The sequence below is a fragment of the Gordonia sputi NBRC 100414 genome (assembly GCF_000248055.1).
Classification (GTDB): Bacteria; Actinomycetota; Actinomycetes; order Mycobacteriales; family Mycobacteriaceae; genus Gordonia; species Gordonia sputi.
On record NZ_BAFC01000117.1, the window covers coordinates 38918 to 58829 of the forward strand.

Consider the following 19912-nt stretch of genomic DNA (forward strand, 5'->3'; position numbering starts at 1 on the left):
GAGTTCGTTACGGGCAGTGTTGCCCACGGGAGATGATCGGGTGTCGGCCGAATGTGTCGCGGAGCGTTCCGACGACCGCGCAGAGCCCTCTGGGCCAGTGCGTCGCGGCACGTTGCTCGGCCGCGAACGTGAGCAACGTGAACTCGCCGATGTCATCGACTCCGTGTTCGCAGGTGGCACCGGAGTCTTGCTGGTGCGCGGCGAACCGGGCGTCGGCAAGACGGCGCTGGTGACTGCCGTCGCAGATGGTGCAGGCAAAGCCGGAGCGTCGGTGTTGCTCGGACGTGCGGTCGCCTTCGAGCAGTCCCTCCCCAATGCGCTTCTGCAGGTGCTGCTGCTGCATCTCGTCGATGATCCGGCACATGTTGCGTCGCAGCATGTCTCGACGCTACGTCTCGCTCTCGGACTCGACGCCGGAGAAACACCAACGCCCGCAGCGTTGGCGGGCGCGGCCGTCTCCCTGGTTGACGAGATGTCCACTCGCGCACCGGTCGTCATCGTCGTCGACGATCTCCATCATGCGGATCAGAGCTCGGCGGCGGTGCTCGAGGCGCTCGTGATCGCGCGGTTGCCACGTGTCGCCATCGTGGCAACCGCTCCGACGCACATGCGGTGCGGGTTCGGCCCGAGCACGATCATCGACGTCGGGCCGCTCGATGGCGACGCCGCGTCGACGCTGCTACCTCTGAACCATCCGAGTATGGCGCTCGACGTGCGGCGCCGTGTCCTGGCACCCGCCGAAGGCAATCCGCTCGCACTGCGTGCGCTGCCCACCGAACTACGCTACGACCAGATCGACGGCTCGGCGTCGTTGCCGCCGGTACTTCCGATGTCAACTGTGTTGCGCGACAGGCTGGTTCCCGAGATTCCCGACCTTCCGGCCGCGACACGACGCCTGCTGTTGATGCACGCGCTGGCTCCCGACACTCCGGTCGCGGATCTCCTCGCGACGCTCGGCAGTCGCACATGTTCCGACGTCGTCGCCCCGGCGATCACGGCGGGACTCATCGAACTGAGCGTCGTCGACGGCGAGTCACCGTCGGCAGATCCCCCACGAATCCGCTTCACCCCAGCGCTCATCGGATCGGCGCTGATGAGTGCGGCAACCGATGACGAGCGATCGTCGGCGTATCGATCACTCGCGCGAGTTCCGCAGTGCTCGGCTGGGATCACACCCGATATGTCAACGGGAAGAACCACATTCGACGACGCGCTGGCAGCTCAACTCGAAGTGGCCGCGGAGGCCGATCTGTGCACAGGCGAGTGGCGTTCGGGGCTGGCCCGGCTCCGGCGGGCCGTCGAGCTCAGTGGTGATCCCCGGGAGCGTCACCGACGACTGGCCCGTGCAACGCAGGTTGCCGCACGCGTCGATCGTGACGCAGCGCGGGAGATGTTCGTCGGAATGCAGACAGGGCAGCGACATTTCGAGAACTCGATCACCGACGCACTCGCCGCGTCGGCGGTCATCGTCATCGACGACAATGGCGACGTCGACACTGCCTATCGGATGCTGATGGATGCGTTCGAACGCACTGCGCCGCACGACCCCGACGATCCGGTGGTCGTCGAAGCCGTCGAGGCGTTGCGCGAGTTGTGTTGGCTCGGTGGGCGTGCGGAGTTGTGGGAGGGGTATCGGCGGATCGTCGACGAGGTGGCGCCCGAAGCGTCGTCGGCACTGGGACTTGTGGCGGCACTCTGGAAGGGGCCGTCGACGTTGTCGGTCGTCCAGCAGACAACTCTGGACGCGCTGATCACCGGGTTGTCGGTCGACCATTCTCCGCTGTGGATCGGTGAGATCGCCGAGATGGCTGCGACATTCGACCGGATCGATGAGTGTCGTGTGGTACTCGATGAACTGATCGACGGCGTAGACACCCGCCGCGACGTAGCGAGCAGGCCGTCGATCGCGGCGGTGTGGGCGATGCTGCAGCTGGCTCAGGAAGCGTTCCACCGTGGGAGATGGTCGACAACAACAGAATTGGCTCAGCGGGCCAAGGTGGTCTGCGACGTCGACGGCCACGATCACCTCGGCTGGCTCGCCGACTATCTACTCGGCATGGTGGCCGCGGTTCGTGGTGAGGTCGACGTGGTGGAGCAACTCGCGGCGCGCATGCGTGCGTGGGCTCTACCGCGGCGTGCCTTCGTGCTCGTCCGGTTCGCCGAACATCTGTGGACGATGGTCGCCGGTGGGCGCGGAGATGTGGGTTCGGTGTACATCCACGCGACGGCGGTCAGTCCGGTGGGTCAGCTCGGACCGTACGTCTCGATGTCGGGAATGATCGCATTGGATCTGGTCCGATCGGCGACACGCACCGGTCGAGGCGACGATGCGCGAGCGCATGTCGCAGCCATCGAAGAAGCCCGGCTCGACCGAATCTCACCGCGGCTGAACATGATTGCGCTGGCATGCCGGGCAGTGATCAGTCCGGACGACTCGGACGCCTTGTTCGAGGAGGCGCTGGCAGTGCCGGGCGCCGACCAGTGGGTGTACGAGTATGCGCGTATCCAGTACACCTACGGCATGGAACTGCGACGCAAGCAGGAGCTCGTCGCGGCCAGGACCCAACTGCGAGCGGCACTCTCGACGTTCGTCGACCTCGGCGCCACGCCGTGGGCCGCGCGCGCCGAGGCGGAGCTCGACGCCACAGCACCGACTCGCAACGTCACGGCGGCAGACTCGGAACTGACCGCCTATGAACGACGTATCGCAGACATGGCGGCGTCGGGCCTGACCAACAAGGCCGTCGCGGAACGACTCGACATCTCGCATCGCACCGTTGGCAATCATCTGTATCGGATCTACGCCAAGTTGGGAGTGACGTCGCGAGTGGAGCTGCGCGACGTGCTCGCAGTCCCGAGATCAGTGCCCGGTGGTCGCGCGGCCGACAGGTCAGGTGAAGAGCGCGCAGTCACGTAGCGCCGTACGGGATCTCACTCCGACGGTCCGGTATACGTGCGAGAGATGACTGCCCACCGTACTCGGCGCGATACCCATCCGAGATGCGATGGCACGGTTGGACATCCCCGAGGCGGCCATCTCGGCGATGCGATGTGCCGTGGCGGAAATCTGTGGGGATCGACGTGGCGGCGTGAAGGTGGTGACCGACTCGCCGAGCAACCGTAGTTCATCGGCGGTTCGAGCAGACCAGTGGTCGGCGCCGAGCACGGTGAACGTCGAGAGAGCTTGGTAGAGTTCCTCTCTCGCGGCGCGACCGAGGCCGTTCATGCGCAACCGACGCCCGAAATGCAAGCGCACTCGCGCCACGTCGAACGGCCATCGGTCGGCGCCGGGCGTTGCGATCGCAGAGCGATACGCCTCGACATCGTCGGTGACGATCGCGTACGAACCTGCACGCAGGAATGCGAGCCGGACGTCGGGTCCGAAGCCGACGTCGGCGAGCGCCCGTGCCACCGACGCTGTTGCCGACGGCGATTCGCATTCAGCGGCGGCTTCGGCAAGGTCGATGATGGCGCGGTCGCCGCGGGTGATGACGTCGGCAGGTCCGTCTTTGGAGGCGCGGAAGACGCGGAGTGCGGTTCGCGGATTACCCGCACCGAGAGCCGTGACGGCCTGGAGGTGGCTGTCGTGTCGTGTGACGCCCACGCCCTTGGAAATCCATTGGGGCGCCGAGAGTGAGGTGGACGGGACGCGCTCTCCGCGATACGCGGACAACAGTTTTCGTGCTCTGACCAGATAGGCCAGCGCGTAGAGTTGCAGGCCCGACTCCCGGCAGAGAGCCATGCCGCCGTCGAGAGTCCGCTGCGCCTCGTCCCAGCGTCCCGCGCCCAGATAGTGGGAGCCGAGCATCCATGCGGCACAAGCCGAGGAGGTGACCGACGTGCGTGGGTCGGTCCACACCCGATGCAATGCGGCCCGCCACCAATAGCTGCTGCTGCGGGAGGTCGCGACAAACGCGCTGCGCACCACGTCCGCGGAATCGGCTGAGTGCTGCAGGGTGTCGATCAGTCGGTCAAGTCTGGCGTCGAGGTACTCATGGGACGCGCGATCGGGCGAAAGTGTCTGCGCCGCAATGAGTGCCCACTCCGGTGCGATCGTGTCGTGTTGTTCCACCAGAGACGCGAATTCTGACCAGTGCTCCGGCCGGTCGTCGAGATGGCAGAGTTGGTAGTGCGACCAGAGCGCATCGTCGAGAATACGATCGCCCGGTTCCGAAGGATGTGCGCGAATCGCTCGTGCAAAAGTCCGTTGCGCTTCGCGGATCGACTCCGGGGCCTTTGCAGACAGATACGAGCGCGCGACGACCGCCTCGAGTGAGCGTGTCGCCGTGGCGTCGATGCTCACCGCTTCGTCGAGAAGTGCGCTGGCCGTGGGGATATCGGCGCTCACCGCGGATACCAGAGCCGACGCCGCGGCGAGTCGTCGAGCCTTGGCAGACGGCTCTGTGGTGTGTGCGGCGCTGAGGCGGAATGTGTGTGCCGCCGTATGGGAGTCGCCATGGCGAAGGGCCTGAGCAGCGGATCGCTGTAGGAGATCTGCGACGTCGTCGTGGTCGAGCCCGAGTGAGGTGTGGTCGCTCGTCGATGGTGGGGCCTCGGTCGACGCGATGGCGAGATAGCCCGCGCGGACCAGTTCGCGAGGACGGCCGTCTCCGCGACGCACGATTCGACGACGATCATCGGAATCGAGACTCGGAAAGTGCAGGCGCAGAAAGTGATCAGACGCCGCTGCGTCGAGCGGATGGACCGCGAGCGCGACGTCGACCGCATGGCTGGGAAGACCCGCGACGCCGGGCACGCAGGTGGTGACGAGCTTGACGCTGCTGCCGGTCAGCCGTCGACTCAGGTACGAGAGTGTTTGTGCGGCATCGTCGTCGAGCCGATCGGCGTCGTCGAGTCCGATGAGAAGCGAGTGGGATCGCGGCAGGCGAGCAAGGCTGAGCAACGTCTGTCGCAGATCGTTGGCGTTGTCGTCCGTGGCGATGCCCGAATGGTGCTCGGAGGTGGCGGATTCGCGGAGGTGGGCTGCCAGTTCGGATAGAACCGACTCGGAGCCTGCGCGCGTGTTCAGTCGTGCGAGTCGGTATCCGGCGTCCGACGCCATACGTTCGGCCGCGGCGAGCAGCGCGGTGCGCCCGGTTCCCGGTTCGCCGACGAGCGCTATCGAATGGTCGGTCGGCGACGAGACGAATGCGCCCAGTGATCCGAGGAGTCGGTCGCGCGCCGTCAGGGTGTGTGACACCACCGCTGCTGCACCTCCCCTGTGAGCTAAGTTACTTGCAAGTACAAACAACAATGTAGCTCACCTCGGAGGCGCCCAGATGTCCGGGTTGCCGGAAGCTGGAGTCGGCACTTCAAGCCGTGCCCGGCCGGCAGAACACAGCGACGCCCACGACCGAGGTGGTCGTGGGCGCCGCGTTGTTCGTGGAGCTGCTACTTCGAGGCGGAACCGCTCGTCGATGACGCGCTCGACGCGTTGCTGCTCGATGCCTGTGACGACGACGGTGAGGACGTGGCGTCGGAGTCCGCCGAGGCGGTGGCGTCGGAGCTCGAAGCTCCTCCGGTGCCGGCGCCCGCAGAGCCCGTGCCCGCAGAACCGTTGCCCGCAGAACCCGTGCTGGGAGAACCCGTGCCGGCAGTGTCGGCGCCGATTGTCGTGCCGGGGTCGGCTGCGGGGGAGTTGTCGGTCGCTCCGGTCGCTCCGGTCGCTCCGGTCGCGTCGTCGCCGACGGTGGCAGGTGCAGAGGCGCCGCCCGACCCCGTTACGCCATCCTCCGTGCCACCCGACCCCGTCACGCTCTCGCTCGGCGTGACCGCACCGGCGTCGGACGAACCGGAGTCTGTGGTTTCCGGCGAGGTGGTAGTCGTCGCGAGATCCGTTGCGGCCGTTGCGCCCTGGGCTTCGGCGGCTACCGGCGTCGCGGCCCTGACGATCGGCGCGCTCGCGACCGGCGACGCATCGACGGTGTACGACGTCTTCGGAGGTAGCGGAGCGAGCGCAGTCGCGATTGACGTCACGATGTGCTGCAGTGCGCCGAGCGTGCCCGGCAGGAGGATGTTGAGCTGACCGTCCTCGTCGAAGCTGCTGTCGAGCGCGGGATGCAGTAGGCCACCATTGATGACCGGGAAGTCGCCGAGACCGATGATGTTGCCGACGCTCGGGCCATAGCCGCCATTGAGGAGGCCGTCGAGCATGACGCCCGGCGCTTGCATCAGCGCGGTCGCGACCTGCCCGATGTCACCGGCTTCGGCGCCGTCGACCACGGTCTGGACAGCATTCCCGACCGCCCCGAGGCCACCGGCCAGCGGACTGATGATGCCCATTCCGGCGAAGAGTACGACGTCCGGTACCTGATAGACCAGGCGCTTACCCGCAGCGAACGGCTCCGACAGCGCAGCGCTGATTCGATCGTTCGGGATCGCTCCGGCAAGCGCCAGACCGGCGTCGAGCGGCACGTCGAGGATCTTCATCAGTGCGGGCATCACTGATCCGGTGGACGGATTGATTGCCGCGTAGATCGGCGCGCTGGCGACCAACAGGATGTTGTTCATCGCCGACTCGATGTCGCCCGCCTTCAGGGCAGCCGTGGCGGCGGCGAGCAACTGCGGAACGTCGTTGCGCAGTGCTTCGGCAACGTCCTTGACCGCGCCGGACAGCCCCGGACCGACGCCGCTCGCGGCCTCGGACGCCTGCTTCCACAGCGCAGCGAAATCGGGGCTGGTGCCCGACTTCCACTCGCCGTTCACAGCGCCGTCGGCGACGCCCTTGACGAGATTGAGCTGGTTCTCCAACACCTGACTCAGAATCGGGAGTGCTTTATCGGGCGAATTGGCCTGCAGCGCTTTGATGCTCGTGAGTGCGCGCTGGATGGCGTCCGCGTAGATCTGCGTCGGGTCGGCGTCGGCGGCCAGGGTGGTCACCGCATGTGCGCCGACGGTTGCGGTGTCCGCGACGAGCTGCGTCGTCGACGCTGCCCCCTCGGTTGCGGCCACCGTTGCGGCCTGACTCATCGCCGGGACGGCTGCGATCACTGCGGCACTCGCGATGGACATTCCCGTGAGGGCCAACGCGCCCACCCTCGGGCGAACGACAGCGTTCTTCATGGTCACTCCTTGTCAGTGGCGGCACCAGAACCTCGTCCGCCCCCGAGCGACCCGATTGCAGCGCGCCGCCACCACCCGACGCGCCGTCGTCGAGGGTGCCTCGTTCGCACTGCAAAATGACGGGATGCGCGCAAGCCGGTAGCCGCGTGACTCAGCTTGTGAAGCGGAACACGACGCACAAAAACGCCCCGACGCCTGCGGAGAACGTGTCCGCGGGCGCCGAGGCGTCGTGAGGGGTGTCGATCAGTTGTCGCTCGACGCTGAGCTTCCTGCCGAGTCCGCTCCGGACTTCGACGCTGAGCTTCCTGCCGAGTCCGCTCCGGACTTCGACGCTGCAGAGTCCGCAGACTTCTTTGTGTCTGCCGCGTCAGCGTCGGTAGCCGAGCCGGTTCCCTTCGAACTCGCAGTGCTCGATCCCTTGCTGCTCGATCCCTTAGTGCTCGAGCCCGCGGTGCTCGAACCCGTGCTGCTCGACGTCGAGTCGGTGGCGGACTTCGAATCATCTGCGGTGCCCGATGATTCGACGCTGCCCGACGTATCGCCGCCGGAAGGCTGGGCGGGTGCCTCTGTGTCATCTGCGACCGTTGTCGTCGGCGCAGCCGCATCGGAAGCAGTCGTAGCCGCATCGGAAGCAGTGGTAGCCGCGTCGGAAGCAGTCACGGTCGAGTCGGTCTGGGCCGCGACCAGCGTCGCCATGTCGACGCTCACGGTCTTCGGCGGCACCGGCGTGATGGCCTTGATGATGTCCGACTGAAGGCGCTGAAGCACCCAGCCGGTGCCCGGAATGATGGTGGCGCGGTTGCCGTCGGCGTCCTTTCCGATGAGCTGCAGCGCGCCTCCGAGCAAGCCGCCGCTGACGACACGCAGTCCGCCGACGCCCACCAGTCCGCCGACGCTCGGTCCGTAGCCGCCGTTCAGGAAGCCGTCGAGCGTGATGGCAGGCGCCTGGACGAGTGCGGTCAGCGCGCCTTCGAGATCGTTGGTGCCCAGGGCGTCGATCACGTTCTGCACGCCGCGACCGAAGCCGCCGATCCCGCCTGCGACCGGGCTGATGATCCCCATCCCGATGTAGGCGAAGTCGGAGCCGATCACGTTGTTCACCTTGATGGCGTTGCTGATCGGTGTCGAGATGGCGGCGGCGAGGTCGGCGTTCGGGATCGCACCCGCAGCGATGAGGCCGGCGTTCAGCGGAACGTTGAGCAGCTTGACGAGCGTCGGGACCACGCCGCCTGCCTTGGTCGGCTTGATCACGGAGTACACCGGCGTGACCACGGCGAGCAGCAGGTTGTTCATCGCGCCTTCGATGTCGCCGGACGAAAGCGACGTCGAGACGGCTTCGAGCAGCTTGGGGAGCTGGTCGGAGAGTGCCGCGGTGACGTTGGCTTCGATGCCCGCGGAGTCCAAGCCGTCGAGTGCGGCCTGGATCTGGGCCCAGATCGGCGAGAAGTCGGCTGCCTTGCCTTCTTTCCACTCACCGGCGACGGCCCCGTTGATGATGCCGTTGACCAGCGCGGTCTGGTTCGCCAGCAGCTGGTTGAGGATCGGGTACTCGGTCTTCGACGCCGACTTCTTCAGCTTCTCGATGGCAGCCTGTGCCTTGGTGAGCACCTGCTGGTAGATCGCCAGCGGGTCGGTGTCGGCAGCGGAAGGTGTTGCGGCAGAAAATGTTGCGGCGAGTGGTGCCGCCAGGGCTGCGGTGGCCGCTACAGCAGCGTCCTGCGTCACAGCGGTGGGCGTGGCGGCGGCATACGTGGCTGCCTGGCTCATCGACGGGACGGCCCCGATCACCGCGGCACTCGCCACGGAGAACCCGGCAAGGGCCATCATGCTCGCCCGCGGGCGAACGGCAGCGTTCATCATTGTCACTCCTAGAAACCGGTGGCGAGCAGTCGTGAGTAGTCGGGGTCGCCAGGTGGACCCCGGAGGTGGACGCCGTCGCCACTCGCCGGCGGCACCGCCGATGACTGTGCACGTCGGATCGACAAAAGAGACAAATCGCCGCAACGGCGTGGACAAATGACTCAGTTTGCGAGGTGCGTCATATCTCGCATGAGGTGTGTGATAGATCGCAGCACGCTCAGGGCTCCCGCCTTGTCGAGCGGCTCATTGCCGTTGCCGCACTTCGGTGACTGCACGCACGACGGACATCCCAGCTCACAGCCGCACTCGGAGATGGCGTCCGCGGTCGCTGCGATCCACGTCGTGAACTGCGCGTACCCACGCTCGGCGAATCCGGCGCCTCCGAGATAGCCGTCGTAGACGAAGACGGTCGGAAGTCCGGTGTCGGGGTGCAGGTTGGTCGAGAGTCCTCCGATGTCCCACCGGTCGCACGTCGCGACGAGGGGCAGCATGCCGATCGCCGCGTGCTCCGCGGCGTGCAGGGCACCGGGCAGGCGCGTGGCGTCAATACCCACCTCGGCCAGCGACTCCGGAGTCAGCGTGTACATGACCGCGCGCGTGTGCAGTGTCTGACGCGGCATGTCGAGTTCGACGGCGTCGAGCACTTCGCCCGACGGGAGTGATCGAAGATATCCGACGACCTGATGGCTGACGTCGACATCGACGAACGCCACTGACAGCGGCCCGTAGGTGTTCGACGAGACGACCGACGTCACCGATACGTCTGTGGTCTCACGCGCAGACGTCGTCCAATCCGGCTCCTCGGGATGAGCCAGCGCGAGTCCCTCGTCGAGATCGAGTTCGTCGACGACGTAGCTCTCGCCCTGGTGGATGTGTACCGCTCCGGGATGCACCGTCGCGGGGGCGCGACCGGCGTCGACGGTCCCGAGTAGTTCCGACGTCGTTGCGTCGACGATGAGCACCTGCCCGCCGATTCCGCCGCGAATGTCTATGTCGCCGTGGGGTTCTACGCCCGCGGCCGGATACCAGCCCGCCTTCCGTTTGCGGAGTAGGCCGTCGGCGGCGAGTTGCTGCACGGCGTCGCGCGCGCCCCAGCGCTCGATCTCGTTGTCCCCCAACGGGTACTCGGTCGCCGCGCACAGCAGATGCGGCGCGAGGATGTACGGGTTGGTCGGATCGATGACCGGCGCCTCGACCGGCGTGGCGAGCAGCGCGTCTGGATGGTGGACCAGATAGGTGTCGAGCGGGTCGTCGCGTGCGATCAGTACGACGAGCGCATCGCCGGATTCACGTTGGCGCCCAGCACGTCCCGCCTGCTGCCAGAACGAGGCGATGGTTCCGGGGTAGCCCGCGATGATCACCGCGTCGAGTCCGGTGATGTCGACGCCGAGTTCGAGTGCGTTGGTCGTCGTCACCCCGACGAGCCTGCCATCGGAGATGGCGGCCTCGAGTCGACGCCGATCATCGGCGAGATACCCCGCGCGATACGCGGCCACTTTGTCGACGAGGTCGGGAGCGCTGTGCGACAACAGATCACGAGCCCGCAGTGCCGCAATCTCGACGCCGCGTCTGCTGCGTCCGAAACACAGTGTGCGAGCGCCCTCGACGACGAAGTCGGCCAACAGACGGGACGCCTCTGCATCCGCGGATCGCCGTACCGGAGCGTCGTTCTCGCCGGTTACGCCCGGTACGAAATCGGGTTCCCATAGGGCGACGGTCCGCTCGCCACGCGGCGACCCGTCGTGTGTGACCCCGACCGCGGGTTCGCCGATGAGTCGTTCGAGCGCGGCGGCGGGATCGGCGACTGTCGCACTGGCCGCGATCACCGTCGGCTCCGAACCGCACGCACGTGCCAGACGTAAGAGTCGACGCAGCACCATCGCGGTGTTGGAGCCGAACACCCCACGGTAGTGGTGACATTCGTCGACGACGATGTATCGCAGGTGCGCGAAGAATTGTCGCCATTGGCCGCGCGACGGGCCGCCGGCGTGTGTGCCGGGCGTGGCGACACCGGTCAGTATTCCCAAATGCAACATGTCGGGATTCGTGAAGATCCACCGCGAATGTGCTCGAGCCCACTGTCGGATCTCGGAATCGGTGTCGCCGTCGTACGCGCACGGCTGGAGGTGAGAAAAGTCGCGGCGTCCGGAGATGATCGACGTGAGCGCCTTGAGTTGATCGGCACCGAGAGCTTTAGTCGGGCTGAGATACAGTGCGGTCGAGTGTGGTTCGGCGAGAAGCGTCGTCAGAATTGGCATTTGGTACGACAACGATTTGCCAGATGCGGTTCCGGTGGCAATCGATACATGTCGGCCTGCGAATGCGTGGTCGGCGGCCTCGGTCTGATGAATCCACGGTCGTTCGATTCCACTATCGACGAGAGCGGCACGGACCTCGTTCGAAATCCAATCGGGCCAGGACGCGAAAGTTGCTGAGCGGGAATCGATTACCGAGAGATGAGTTACCGGACTGGAGTCCGGATCTGTTCCGGCCAGTGAGCGACGAAGAAGTTCGGTGCCGAACGTGGAGTGGTGCATAGACGAAATGTCGTGGTGACCGGGCGATCTCGGCGCGCGAGGCCCCAATCGGTGCGAGTGCGTGATTATGTCCTATAGCCAGCAGGTTTTCCTTGCATACGATGTTACCTTTCGGTCTCGAACGTCGAAAAATCGGGTGGTTTTGGCTCAGAGTGATTGCGACGACTATCCAAGTCGCCTCGAACATGATTGACTGAGTTTGGCCGCAGCTCCCGGGCGGCCATCGCTGATTGCGGTGATCGCGCGGGATCGGGTTGCAGCCGTGGTACTGAAGTTGTCAGGCCGAATGGTGTTCGTCCACGAACTCTCCCATCGGCGTTCTCCGAGGTATGGCGGTACGACCGGCCGCGACACGTGACCAGCGTGTCGGGACAGTTTGAATGTATGTAAAGGATTGCAGGAATGGCACAGGGGACTGTGAAGTGGTTCAACGCGGAGAAGGGCTTCGGCTTTATTGCTCCCGATGAGGGCAATGACGACGTGTTCGTCCACTACTCGGAGATCCAGGGCAACGGCTTCCGTACCCTCGAGGAGAACCAGCGCGTGGAGTTCGAGGTCGGACAGGGCACCAAGGGTCCGCAGGCGACCGGCGTCCGCGCCGTCTGAGACTTCGGCTCAACAGACGAGCTTGATCGATGCAACGCTCCCGTCCTCTTTCGAGGGCGGGAGCGTTCGTCTGTCAGCCTTCCTTTGCCGTCGACGCCAATCGGTGACCCGGCGTTCGGCGTCCCTCTGTTCGGTGTCCCTCTGTTCGACGTCCTGGTGTTCGACGTCCCTCTGTTCGATGTCCCAGTAGGCAAGGCACCAGTATTGTCTGGTGCGTGGGCCAACTGGCGTTCTTCTCTGCCGAACTCGACGAGCCGTCGCTCGACGACCTCGGCGGCCTTCTCGCAGCGCACGGACAATCGTCGCGCGTCGCAGGTAGCGGGTCGGCTGCGGGTGGTACGCGCGTATCGATCGTGCTGACCGCGCCGTGGCGCGCGGCGGCAGTGGTCGAGGAGATGAAGGCCTGCGGCGTCGACACCGAGCTCACCGAGTCCGACGAGGGTAATCCGCTCGCACGCAGCGCACTCACACCGCTGCTCGACGCCCTGCACGCCACCTGGTCGCGTGGTGCGGTCAAGGCTGTTCCCGCAGGCTGGGTTCCCGGTCCTCGTGCGCTGCGACTCTGGACGATCGCCGCGGGATCGTCGGATGCCGGGCACTACCAGCTCGGACTCGATCCACATGCTCCCGATACCCATGCCCAACTCGCGACTGCGCTGATGCGGACCGGGATTGCACCTACTCTTGTTGGCACGCGAATCCATTCGCCCGCATTGCGGATCTCGGGTCGTCGTCGACTCGCTCGTCTCTGCGAGTACGTCGGCGAGGCGCCGCACTTCGCGGGAGCGCGTGCGGACTGGCCGGACGTCGGCGACTGACGAACGACACACTTCGTTTCGCGCTCGGCATATTCAGCGTTGACCAGGCGTTATGGGCGGCAGCGTCGTCGAATTGCGTGGTGGATACCCGCCCATCGTGAATTCGGATGTGCAAATGGCGCTATACATAAGGTACAAACCTCAAACGAGACGAGACCCCATCCGTCAGCCAACCGGCACGCGGCGGGCGGGTCCAAACCGAAGGACACCCGTTGGCCGAGACCAGCACCACCGCGCCCGCAAAAGGAGAAGCGATCCGACGACTGGTGATCGTCGAGTCGCCGACCAAGGCGCGCAAGATTGCGGGGTATCTGGGGGGCAACTACGTCGTGGAGTCGTCGCGCGGTCACATTCGTGACCTGCCGCGCGGCGCCGCCGACGTTCCGGCGAAGTACAAGGGCCAGCCCTGGGCGCGGCTCGGTGTCAACGTCGACGACAACTTCGAGCCGCTGTACGTGGTCTCGGCAGACAAGAAGTCGACGGTCTCCGAGCTGAAGTCGTTGATGAAGGATGTCGACGAGCTCTATCTCGCGACGGACGGCGACCGCGAGGGTGAGGCGATCGCCTGGCACCTGCTCGAGACGCTCAAGCCGAAGATCCCGGTCAAGCGCATGGTGTTCCATGAGATCACCGAGCCTGCGATCCGCGCGGCGGCCGAGAACCCGCGCGACCTCGACATCGACCTGGTCGACGCGCAGGAAACCCGACGCATCCTCGACCGTCTCTACGGCTACGAGGTCTCGCCCGTGCTGTGGAAGAAGGTCATGCCGAAGTTGTCGGCGGGCCGTGTGCAGTCGGTGGCGACGCGGATCATCGTCGAACGTGAACGTGAGCGCATGGCGTTCGTGTCGGCCGAGTACTGGGACGTCGACGCCACGCTCGACGCCGGTGAGTCGACGACCCCGCGCAGCTTCTCGTCGCGGTTGGTATCGGTCGACGACGCGCGGGTCGCCGCCGGTCGTGACTTCGATTCACGCGGCAACCTGAAGCGCGCCGACGGCGTCGTCGTACTTGATCGCGAGCGGGCGACGGCCCTGGCCACAGCTCTCGACGGTGCCGACATGACGGTCACCTCGGTGGAGGAGAAGCCCTACACGCGTAAGCCGTATGCGCCGTTCATGACGTCGACGCTGCAGCAGGAGGCGGGCCGCAAACTGCGGTTCACCTCCGATCGCACGATGCGCATCGCGCAGCGGCTGTACGAAAACGGCTACATCACCTACATGCGTACCGACTCGACGACGCTGAGCGAGTCGGCGATCAACGCTGCGCGGGCACAGGCTCGTGATCTGTACGGTGCCGACTTCGTGCATGCCACTCCGCGTCAGTACACCCGCAAGGTCAAGAACGCGCAGGAGGCGCACGAGGCGATCCGCCCGTCGGGCGAGATGTTCCGGACTCCCGGCCAGGTGGCCGGTCAGCTCGAAGCCGACGAATTCCGGCTCTACGAGTTGATCTGGCAGCGGACCGTCGCGTCGCAGATGGCCGACGCGCGCGGCACCACGCTGAGCCTGCGTATCGCCGGCACCGCGAGCGGACAAGGCGGCAACGGCGAGCGATGCACGTTCGCGGCATTGGGTCGGACCATCACGTTCCCTGGCTTCCTGTCGGCGTACGTCGAGACGGTCGACGAGCAGGCCGGTGGCCAGGCCGACAACGCCGAGACGCGGCTGCCGCAGCTCACCGAGGGGCAGCACCTCACGGCCACCGACCTCGAGGCCGACGGTCACTCGACCAACCCGCCCGCGCGCTACACCGAGGCGTCGCTGGTCAAGGTGCTCGAGGAGCTGGGCATCGGCAGGCCGTCGACCTACGCGTCGATCATCGGGACCATCCAGGACCGCGGCTACGTGGTGAAGAAGGGCAGCGCGCTCGTCCCGTCGTGGATCGCGTTCGCTGTCGTCGGGTTGATGGAGGCGTACTTCGAGAACCTCGTCGACTACGACTTCACGGCGTCGCTCGAAGACGATCTCGACCAGATCGCCAACGGCAACGAGAACCGCACCCGCTGGCTGACCGAGTTCTACTTCGGCGACAAGGCGGCCGACGAGTCGTCGAGCGGTGATCAGGGTGAGGTGCCCGAGATCGCAGGCTCCGACATTGCCAAGCACGGCGGATTGAAGAAGCTCGTCGGGGTGAACCTCGAGGAGATCGACGCCCGCGAGGTCAACTCGATCAAGCTGTTCGACGACGAGCAGGGCCGCCCGGTCTATGTGCGTGTCGGCCGGTTCGGGCCGTACCTCGAACGCAATGTTGCGACGTCGCCCGACGCGGAACCGGATCTGCAGCGCGCCAATCTACCTGCGGATATGACTCCCGACGAGCTGACGCTCGAGGTGGCAGAGAAGCTGTTCTCGACGCCGCAGGAGGGTCGTTCGCTCGGCGTCGACCCGGTCAGCGGGCACGAGATCGTCGCGAAGGAAGGACGATTCGGGCCGTACGTCACCGAGATCCTGCCGCCCGACGACGACGAGGACGGCTCGGGTGGCGGCGCTGCCCCGTCCACGATCCCCGCAGGTCCGACCCCTCGTGATGGTGGCGAGGGTGGTGTGGTGCCGCTCGACGACGCGCACGCGGGCGGTGGCACGGCCACCAAGACGGTCGCGAAGAAGACGGCCAAGAAGGCCGCGAAGAAGGCCGGACCCAAGCCGCGGACGGGGTCGCTGTTCAAGTCGATGGACATCTCGACGGTCACGCTCGACGACGCGCTCAAACTGCTCTCGCTGCCGCGGGTCGTCGGCGCCGACCCGGAGTCCGGCGACGAGATCACCGCGCAGAACGGCCGCTACGGCCCGTATCTGAAGAAGGGTACCGACTCGCGGTCGCTGGCCAACGAAGACCAGATCTTCGGGATCACGCTCGACGAGGCGCTCAAGATCTACTCCGAGCCCAAGCGTCGTGGCCGGCAGGCCGCAGCACCCCCGCTGCGCGATCTCGAGAAGAACGACGAGGTCAGCGACAAGCCGATGGTGATCAAGGACGGCCGCTTCGGCCCGTACGTCACCGACGGCGAGACCAACGCCAGCCTGCGCAAGGGCGACGACGTCGCGACCATCACCCCCGAGCGGGCGATGGAACTCCTCGCCGACCGCCGCGCCCGCGGCCCGGCGAAGAAGGCCACGAAGAAGAAGGCCACCGCGAAGAAGACGCCGGCGAAGAAGACCGCCACCAAGACGGCCGCGAAGAAGACCGCGGCCAAGAAGACTGCGGCCAAGAAGACGACCGCGAAGAAGACCGCAGGAAAGAAGAGCGCGCCGCCGGCCGAGGAGTGATCTCGACAAGCTCGATCAGCGGGTGGGCGCTGAATCAGCGGTGCATTTCCGCTGGTTGAGCAGGCCGGGTGCGGCAGAAGCCCGCGGAAGGGTCATCGGGCGGGCGCAGGAAGTAGGGGAAGGAATCCTTCCGTGGGTTGTGTACGTTTCCCCGGGTTGTTTCGCGGGTAAGGGTCAGAGAGTGGGGGAAGGGATCTTTCCCCTAGTTTCTGCGGGCGGGCCGGGGTGGCGCGGGGACCTGCGCGGCGTCGAACGTCGCGCGGTGTCGACCGGTGGCCTGGTTCGACGACAAGGTCGATGCCGGGTCCGCAGAATCTCGCGGAAGAGTCGCCGGGTGCGGCCGAGGTTCGCGGAAGTGCGGTCGGGTGCGGCAGAATCTCGCGGAAGAGTGGCCGGGTGCGGCCGAGGCTCGCGGAGGCGCGGTGGGTGCGGCAGAAACTCGCGGAAGGGCCGTCGGGCGGCGCGCAGCGAGCTGCCGGTGTCGAAACCGCGTTGATCTCGACAAGCTCGATCAGCGGTGGGGCGCTCGATCAGCGGGTGCATCTCCGCTGGTTGAGCAGGCCGCGAGCGTAGCGAGCTGCCGTGTCGAAACCACGTTGGGTGATCTCGACAAGCTCGATCAGCGGGTGGGGGCTCGATCAGCGGGTGGGCGCTCGATCAGCGGGTGGCACCCTACCGCCGATACGGCGACAGGTGTGGGCGGGCGAGCAGCGTCTCGATGCCGCGGCCGCGCAGCTCGACACCTTCGCCGATGTCCCAGTTCTTCGCCTCCTCGCTCGAGGCGAGGAACACCGCGCGGGCCGAGCCCAGCACGCGGGTCGGTTCGTCCTTGGCCAGTTCGGTGAGCCGGGCCGCTTCGTTGACCGGGTCGCCGATCACCGTGTACTCCAGCCGCTGCTCCGAGCCGATGTGGCCGGCGATGGCTTTGCCCGCGGAGACCCCGATACCGATGTCGGTGTCGCCGAGTGTCTCCCACAACTCCTGGCGCATCTCCCGCGCCGCGGCGAGTGCCTGACCGGCGAAGTCGTCGAGGTTCAGCGGTGCACCGAAGATGGCGAGCGCGGCGTCGCCCTGGAATTTGTTCACGAATCCGCCGTGGCGTCCGACGACGGCCACCACCACCCGGAAGAACTCGTTCAGCAGGTCGACGACCTCTCGCGGTGGCCGATTCACGGCCAGCCGCGTCGAGCCGACGATGTCGACGAACAATACGCCGACGTAGCGTTCCTCGCCGCCGAGTTCTGTTCCGGTCTCGATGGCCTTGCGCGCGACGTCCTCGCCGACGTACCGGCCGAACAGGTTGCGCAACTGCTGCCGCTCACGCAGGTCGGCGACCATGTCGTTGAAGCCCGCCTGCAGAAGCCCCAGGTCGGAGCCGTCGTAGATCTTGACGGCGATGTTCAGGTCGCCTTCGCTCACTCGGGTCTGGGCGGCGCGGAGTTGCTTGATGGGGTCGTTGATGGCGCGAACGACGCGCACGATGGCCAGCAGACTGAACGCCAGCGACGCCAGACACATCCACAGGATGGGGCGTAGCAACCCGACAGCGTCGGTCTCGATGAAGTGGATGCGCTGCAGCAGGATCAGTCCGACGATCACGACCATCGGCGCGACGACGCTGATCACCCAGAAGACGGCGATGCGTGTGGTCACGCCCGGCGCGATCGCGTCGTCGGGATTGTTGGCCATCGCGGCGACGGTGATGGGGCGCAGCACCTTCTCGGACTGGAGGAAGCTGAGCACGCAGGTGACGAGTGCGCCGATCGCGCTGGCGACGGCAACGATGAACGCATCTTTGTGCGAGACGGTCAGGTTGACCGCGGTGAACAGCACACCGCCGATGACCCACAGACCCAGGTTGACCAGCGACAGCGTCACCGGCAGGCGCAGCGCCCGCTTGCGGGCCATGTCGTTGTCGAGTCGAGTTCGACGTCGGTGCCACACGAGCACCGGCAGCGACACCTTGATACTCAGCGCGCCGCCCACGATCATCGCCAAGAGGAGATAGGCGAGGAAGATGCCCTGATTGAGTGCGGTGATGTCGTTGAACTTGAACGAATCCTGCGACGGCATACCGAACCGAAGAAACGCGAAGGTGAACAGCGCGCCAACGAGATTTGCGCGCAACAGGTCGAGAGCGAGGATCGGCCACGGCGTGCGCGCAAGCCATCTGGCCAGGTGCAAGCCGTAAAACAGCCTGGATCGACGTTCAACCACGCCCTTTACGGTAGCTGGCTGCTTGCAATTGTTAAACGTTCATCCACAAGCTGAGGTGTCCGAACTGCGGATTACGCTGGTGATGTGACAAATGTCTTCGACCGGCTGACCGGGCAGCGGGCAGTGGCGCAGGAGCTGACCGACGCCGCGACGGCCGCCAGAGTCCTCGCCTCACGCCTCGACGCGGGACCTCCCGCCCCCGCTGCCGCTGACTTCGACGTCGCCGAGCACGACGACGCTGAGCTCGACGCATCGGTCCTGGACGCTGCCGACTTCGACAGCCCAGACTTCGACGCCCCAGACTTCGACAGCCCAGGCTTCGACGACCCGATCTTCGACGGCCCCACGCCGTCGCCCGTCGTCGTGCCGCGGGCGTCGATGACACACGCCTGGCTGTTCACCGGGCCGCCCGGAAGCGGTCGATCGGTCGCCGCCACGTGCTTTGCGGCCGCGCTGCAGTGCCAGCATCCCGACGTCGTCGGATGCGGTGAGTGTCGAGCGTGCGTGACGGTCATGGCTCAAACGCATGCCGACGTCCGGCACATCGTGCCGCAGGGGCTGAGTCTCTCAGTCGATTCGATGCGCGAGATCGTGCAGGCTGCCGCGCGTCGACCGGGTACCGGTCGGTGGCAGATCGTCGTCGTCGAAGATGCCGATCGGCTGACCGAGCAGGCGGCCAACGCGCTGCTGAAGGTCGTCGAGGAGCCGCCGTCTCGCACGGTCTTCCTGCTGTGCGCACCGTCTGTCGATCCCGAAGACATCTCCGTCACGCTTCGCTCGCGATGCAGGCATGTCCCGCTCGCAACGCCGACCGTCGCCGACATCGAGCGCGTCCTGATCGACCGCGACGGACTCGACGCCGACGCCGCGCGGTGGGCGGCATCGGTCTGCGGCGGGCACATCGGACGTGCCCGACGTCTCGCCACCGACCCCGAGGCTCGCGAGCAACGCGACAAGGCGCTGGCGCTCGCACGCGCGGCCACCCGTGATTCGACGGCCTACGCGGCCGCGGAGGAATTGGTGAAGTCGGCCGACGCCGCGGCGAAGGCGATCAGTGCCGAACGCGACGAAGCCGAGACCGAGGAGATGAAGACCGCCCTCGGCGCCGGCGGCACGGGTAAGGGCACCGCCCGACCTCCACGCGGAACGGCGGGCGCGCTCAAGGAGCTCGAGAAGCGGCAGAAGTCGCGCGCCACCCGCGTCGGACGCGACACCCTCGACCGTGCACTCGTCGACCTCGCAGCTCTCTACCGCGACGCCCTCGTCGTCTCGATGGGCGCACAGGTCACCGCGATGCACCCGGACAAGGCCGCCGACATCGCTATTCCGATGGCCGCGTACGCGTCTCCGGAACAATTGCTCCGCTGTGTCGAAGCCGTCCTGGAATGTCGTGAAGTCCTTGACCAGAACGTGAAGCCGAAGTTCGCCGTCGACGCGATGGTTGCCACCATCGGACAGGTCATGCGCTCGAACTGATCGCCGGAGCGCCACGTGTCGCGCTCGGCGCCCGGAGTAACCGCCGGGTAATCACGGTGAAACA

11 protein-coding genes are annotated in these 19912 nt (G+C 66.2%); 6 read left to right on the plus strand and 5 right to left on the minus strand.

Annotated features, from left to right (window positions below; genetic code table 11):
• Positions 1-40 precede the first annotated feature (40 nt).
• Positions 41-2917 (plus strand): AAA family ATPase, encoded by a 2877-nt coding sequence (locus tag GOSPT_RS19480; protein ID WP_005208324.1) that lies wholly within the window; start codon positions 41-43, stop codon positions 2915-2917.
• On the opposite strand, the gene GOSPT_RS19485 is transcribed toward GOSPT_RS19480, so the two are convergent.
• The 4 genes from GOSPT_RS19485 to sftH all read right to left on the minus strand — a co-directional run bounded on the left by GOSPT_RS19485 (position 2891) and on the right by sftH (position 11459).
• Positions 2891-5203, minus strand: coding sequence for a helix-turn-helix transcriptional regulator (locus tag GOSPT_RS19485; protein ID WP_005208325.1), 2313 nt, complete (start codon positions 5201-5203; stop codon positions 2891-2893). The genes GOSPT_RS19480 and GOSPT_RS19485 overlap by 27 nt on opposite strands.
• Before the next feature lie 188 nt (positions 5204-5391).
• A complete protein-coding gene (locus GOSPT_RS19490) occupies positions 5392-7062 on the minus strand; it encodes a hypothetical protein (RefSeq protein ID WP_005208326.1) in 1671 nt (556 codons plus the stop codon).
• Positions 7063-7305: 243 nt separating this feature from the next.
• Positions 7306-8922, minus strand: a complete 1617-nt coding sequence (locus tag GOSPT_RS19495) for a hypothetical protein (RefSeq protein ID WP_005208327.1) — start codon at positions 8920-8922, stop codon at positions 7306-7308.
• 161 nt (positions 8923-9083) lie between these two features.
• Positions 9084-11459: a DEAD/DEAH box helicase gene (sftH, locus tag GOSPT_RS19500; RefSeq protein ID WP_005208328.1), complete on the minus strand. Its 2376-nt coding sequence runs from the start codon at positions 11457-11459 to the stop codon at positions 9084-9086.
• A gap of 402 nt (positions 11460-11861) precedes the next feature.
• On the opposite strand from sftH, the gene GOSPT_RS19505 reads away from it, so the two are divergent.
• The 4 genes from GOSPT_RS19505 to GOSPT_RS23980 all read left to right on the plus strand — a co-directional run bounded on the left by GOSPT_RS19505 (position 11862) and on the right by GOSPT_RS23980 (position 16728).
• A complete protein-coding gene (locus GOSPT_RS19505; RefSeq protein ID WP_005171662.1) occupies positions 11862-12065 on the plus strand; it encodes a cold-shock protein in 204 nt (67 codons plus the stop codon).
• Positions 12066-12280: 215 nt separating this feature from the next.
• Complete coding sequence (locus GOSPT_RS19510; protein ID WP_005208329.1) at positions 12281-12883, plus strand: hypothetical protein; 603 nt, start codon at positions 12281-12283, stop codon at positions 12881-12883.
• A gap of 212 nt (positions 12884-13095) precedes the next feature.
• The gene (gene topA, locus GOSPT_RS19515) at positions 13096-16155 is read left to right on the plus strand and encodes a type I DNA topoisomerase (protein ID WP_005208330.1); all 3060 of its coding nucleotides are present in this window, start codon (positions 13096-13098) and stop codon (positions 16153-16155) included.
• Between the two features lie 396 nt (positions 16156-16551).
• Positions 16552-16728, plus strand: coding sequence for a hypothetical protein (locus tag GOSPT_RS23980; protein ID WP_156527414.1), 177 nt, complete (start codon positions 16552-16554; stop codon positions 16726-16728).
• 99 nt (positions 16729-16827) lie between these two features.
• Here the strand turns inward: GOSPT_RS23980 and GOSPT_RS19525 are convergent, their stop codons facing one another.
• On the minus strand, positions 16828-18372 hold the full coding sequence (locus GOSPT_RS19525; RefSeq protein ID WP_051994077.1) for an adenylate/guanylate cyclase domain-containing protein: 1545 nt from the start codon (positions 18370-18372) through the stop codon (positions 16828-16830).
• Between the two features lie 84 nt (positions 18373-18456).
• On the opposite strand from GOSPT_RS19525, the gene GOSPT_RS19530 reads away from it, so the two are divergent.
• Positions 18457-19848, plus strand: a complete 1392-nt coding sequence (locus tag GOSPT_RS19530; protein ID WP_005208332.1) for a DNA polymerase III subunit delta' — start codon at positions 18457-18459, stop codon at positions 19846-19848.
• Positions 19849-19912: the final 64 nt, after the last annotated feature.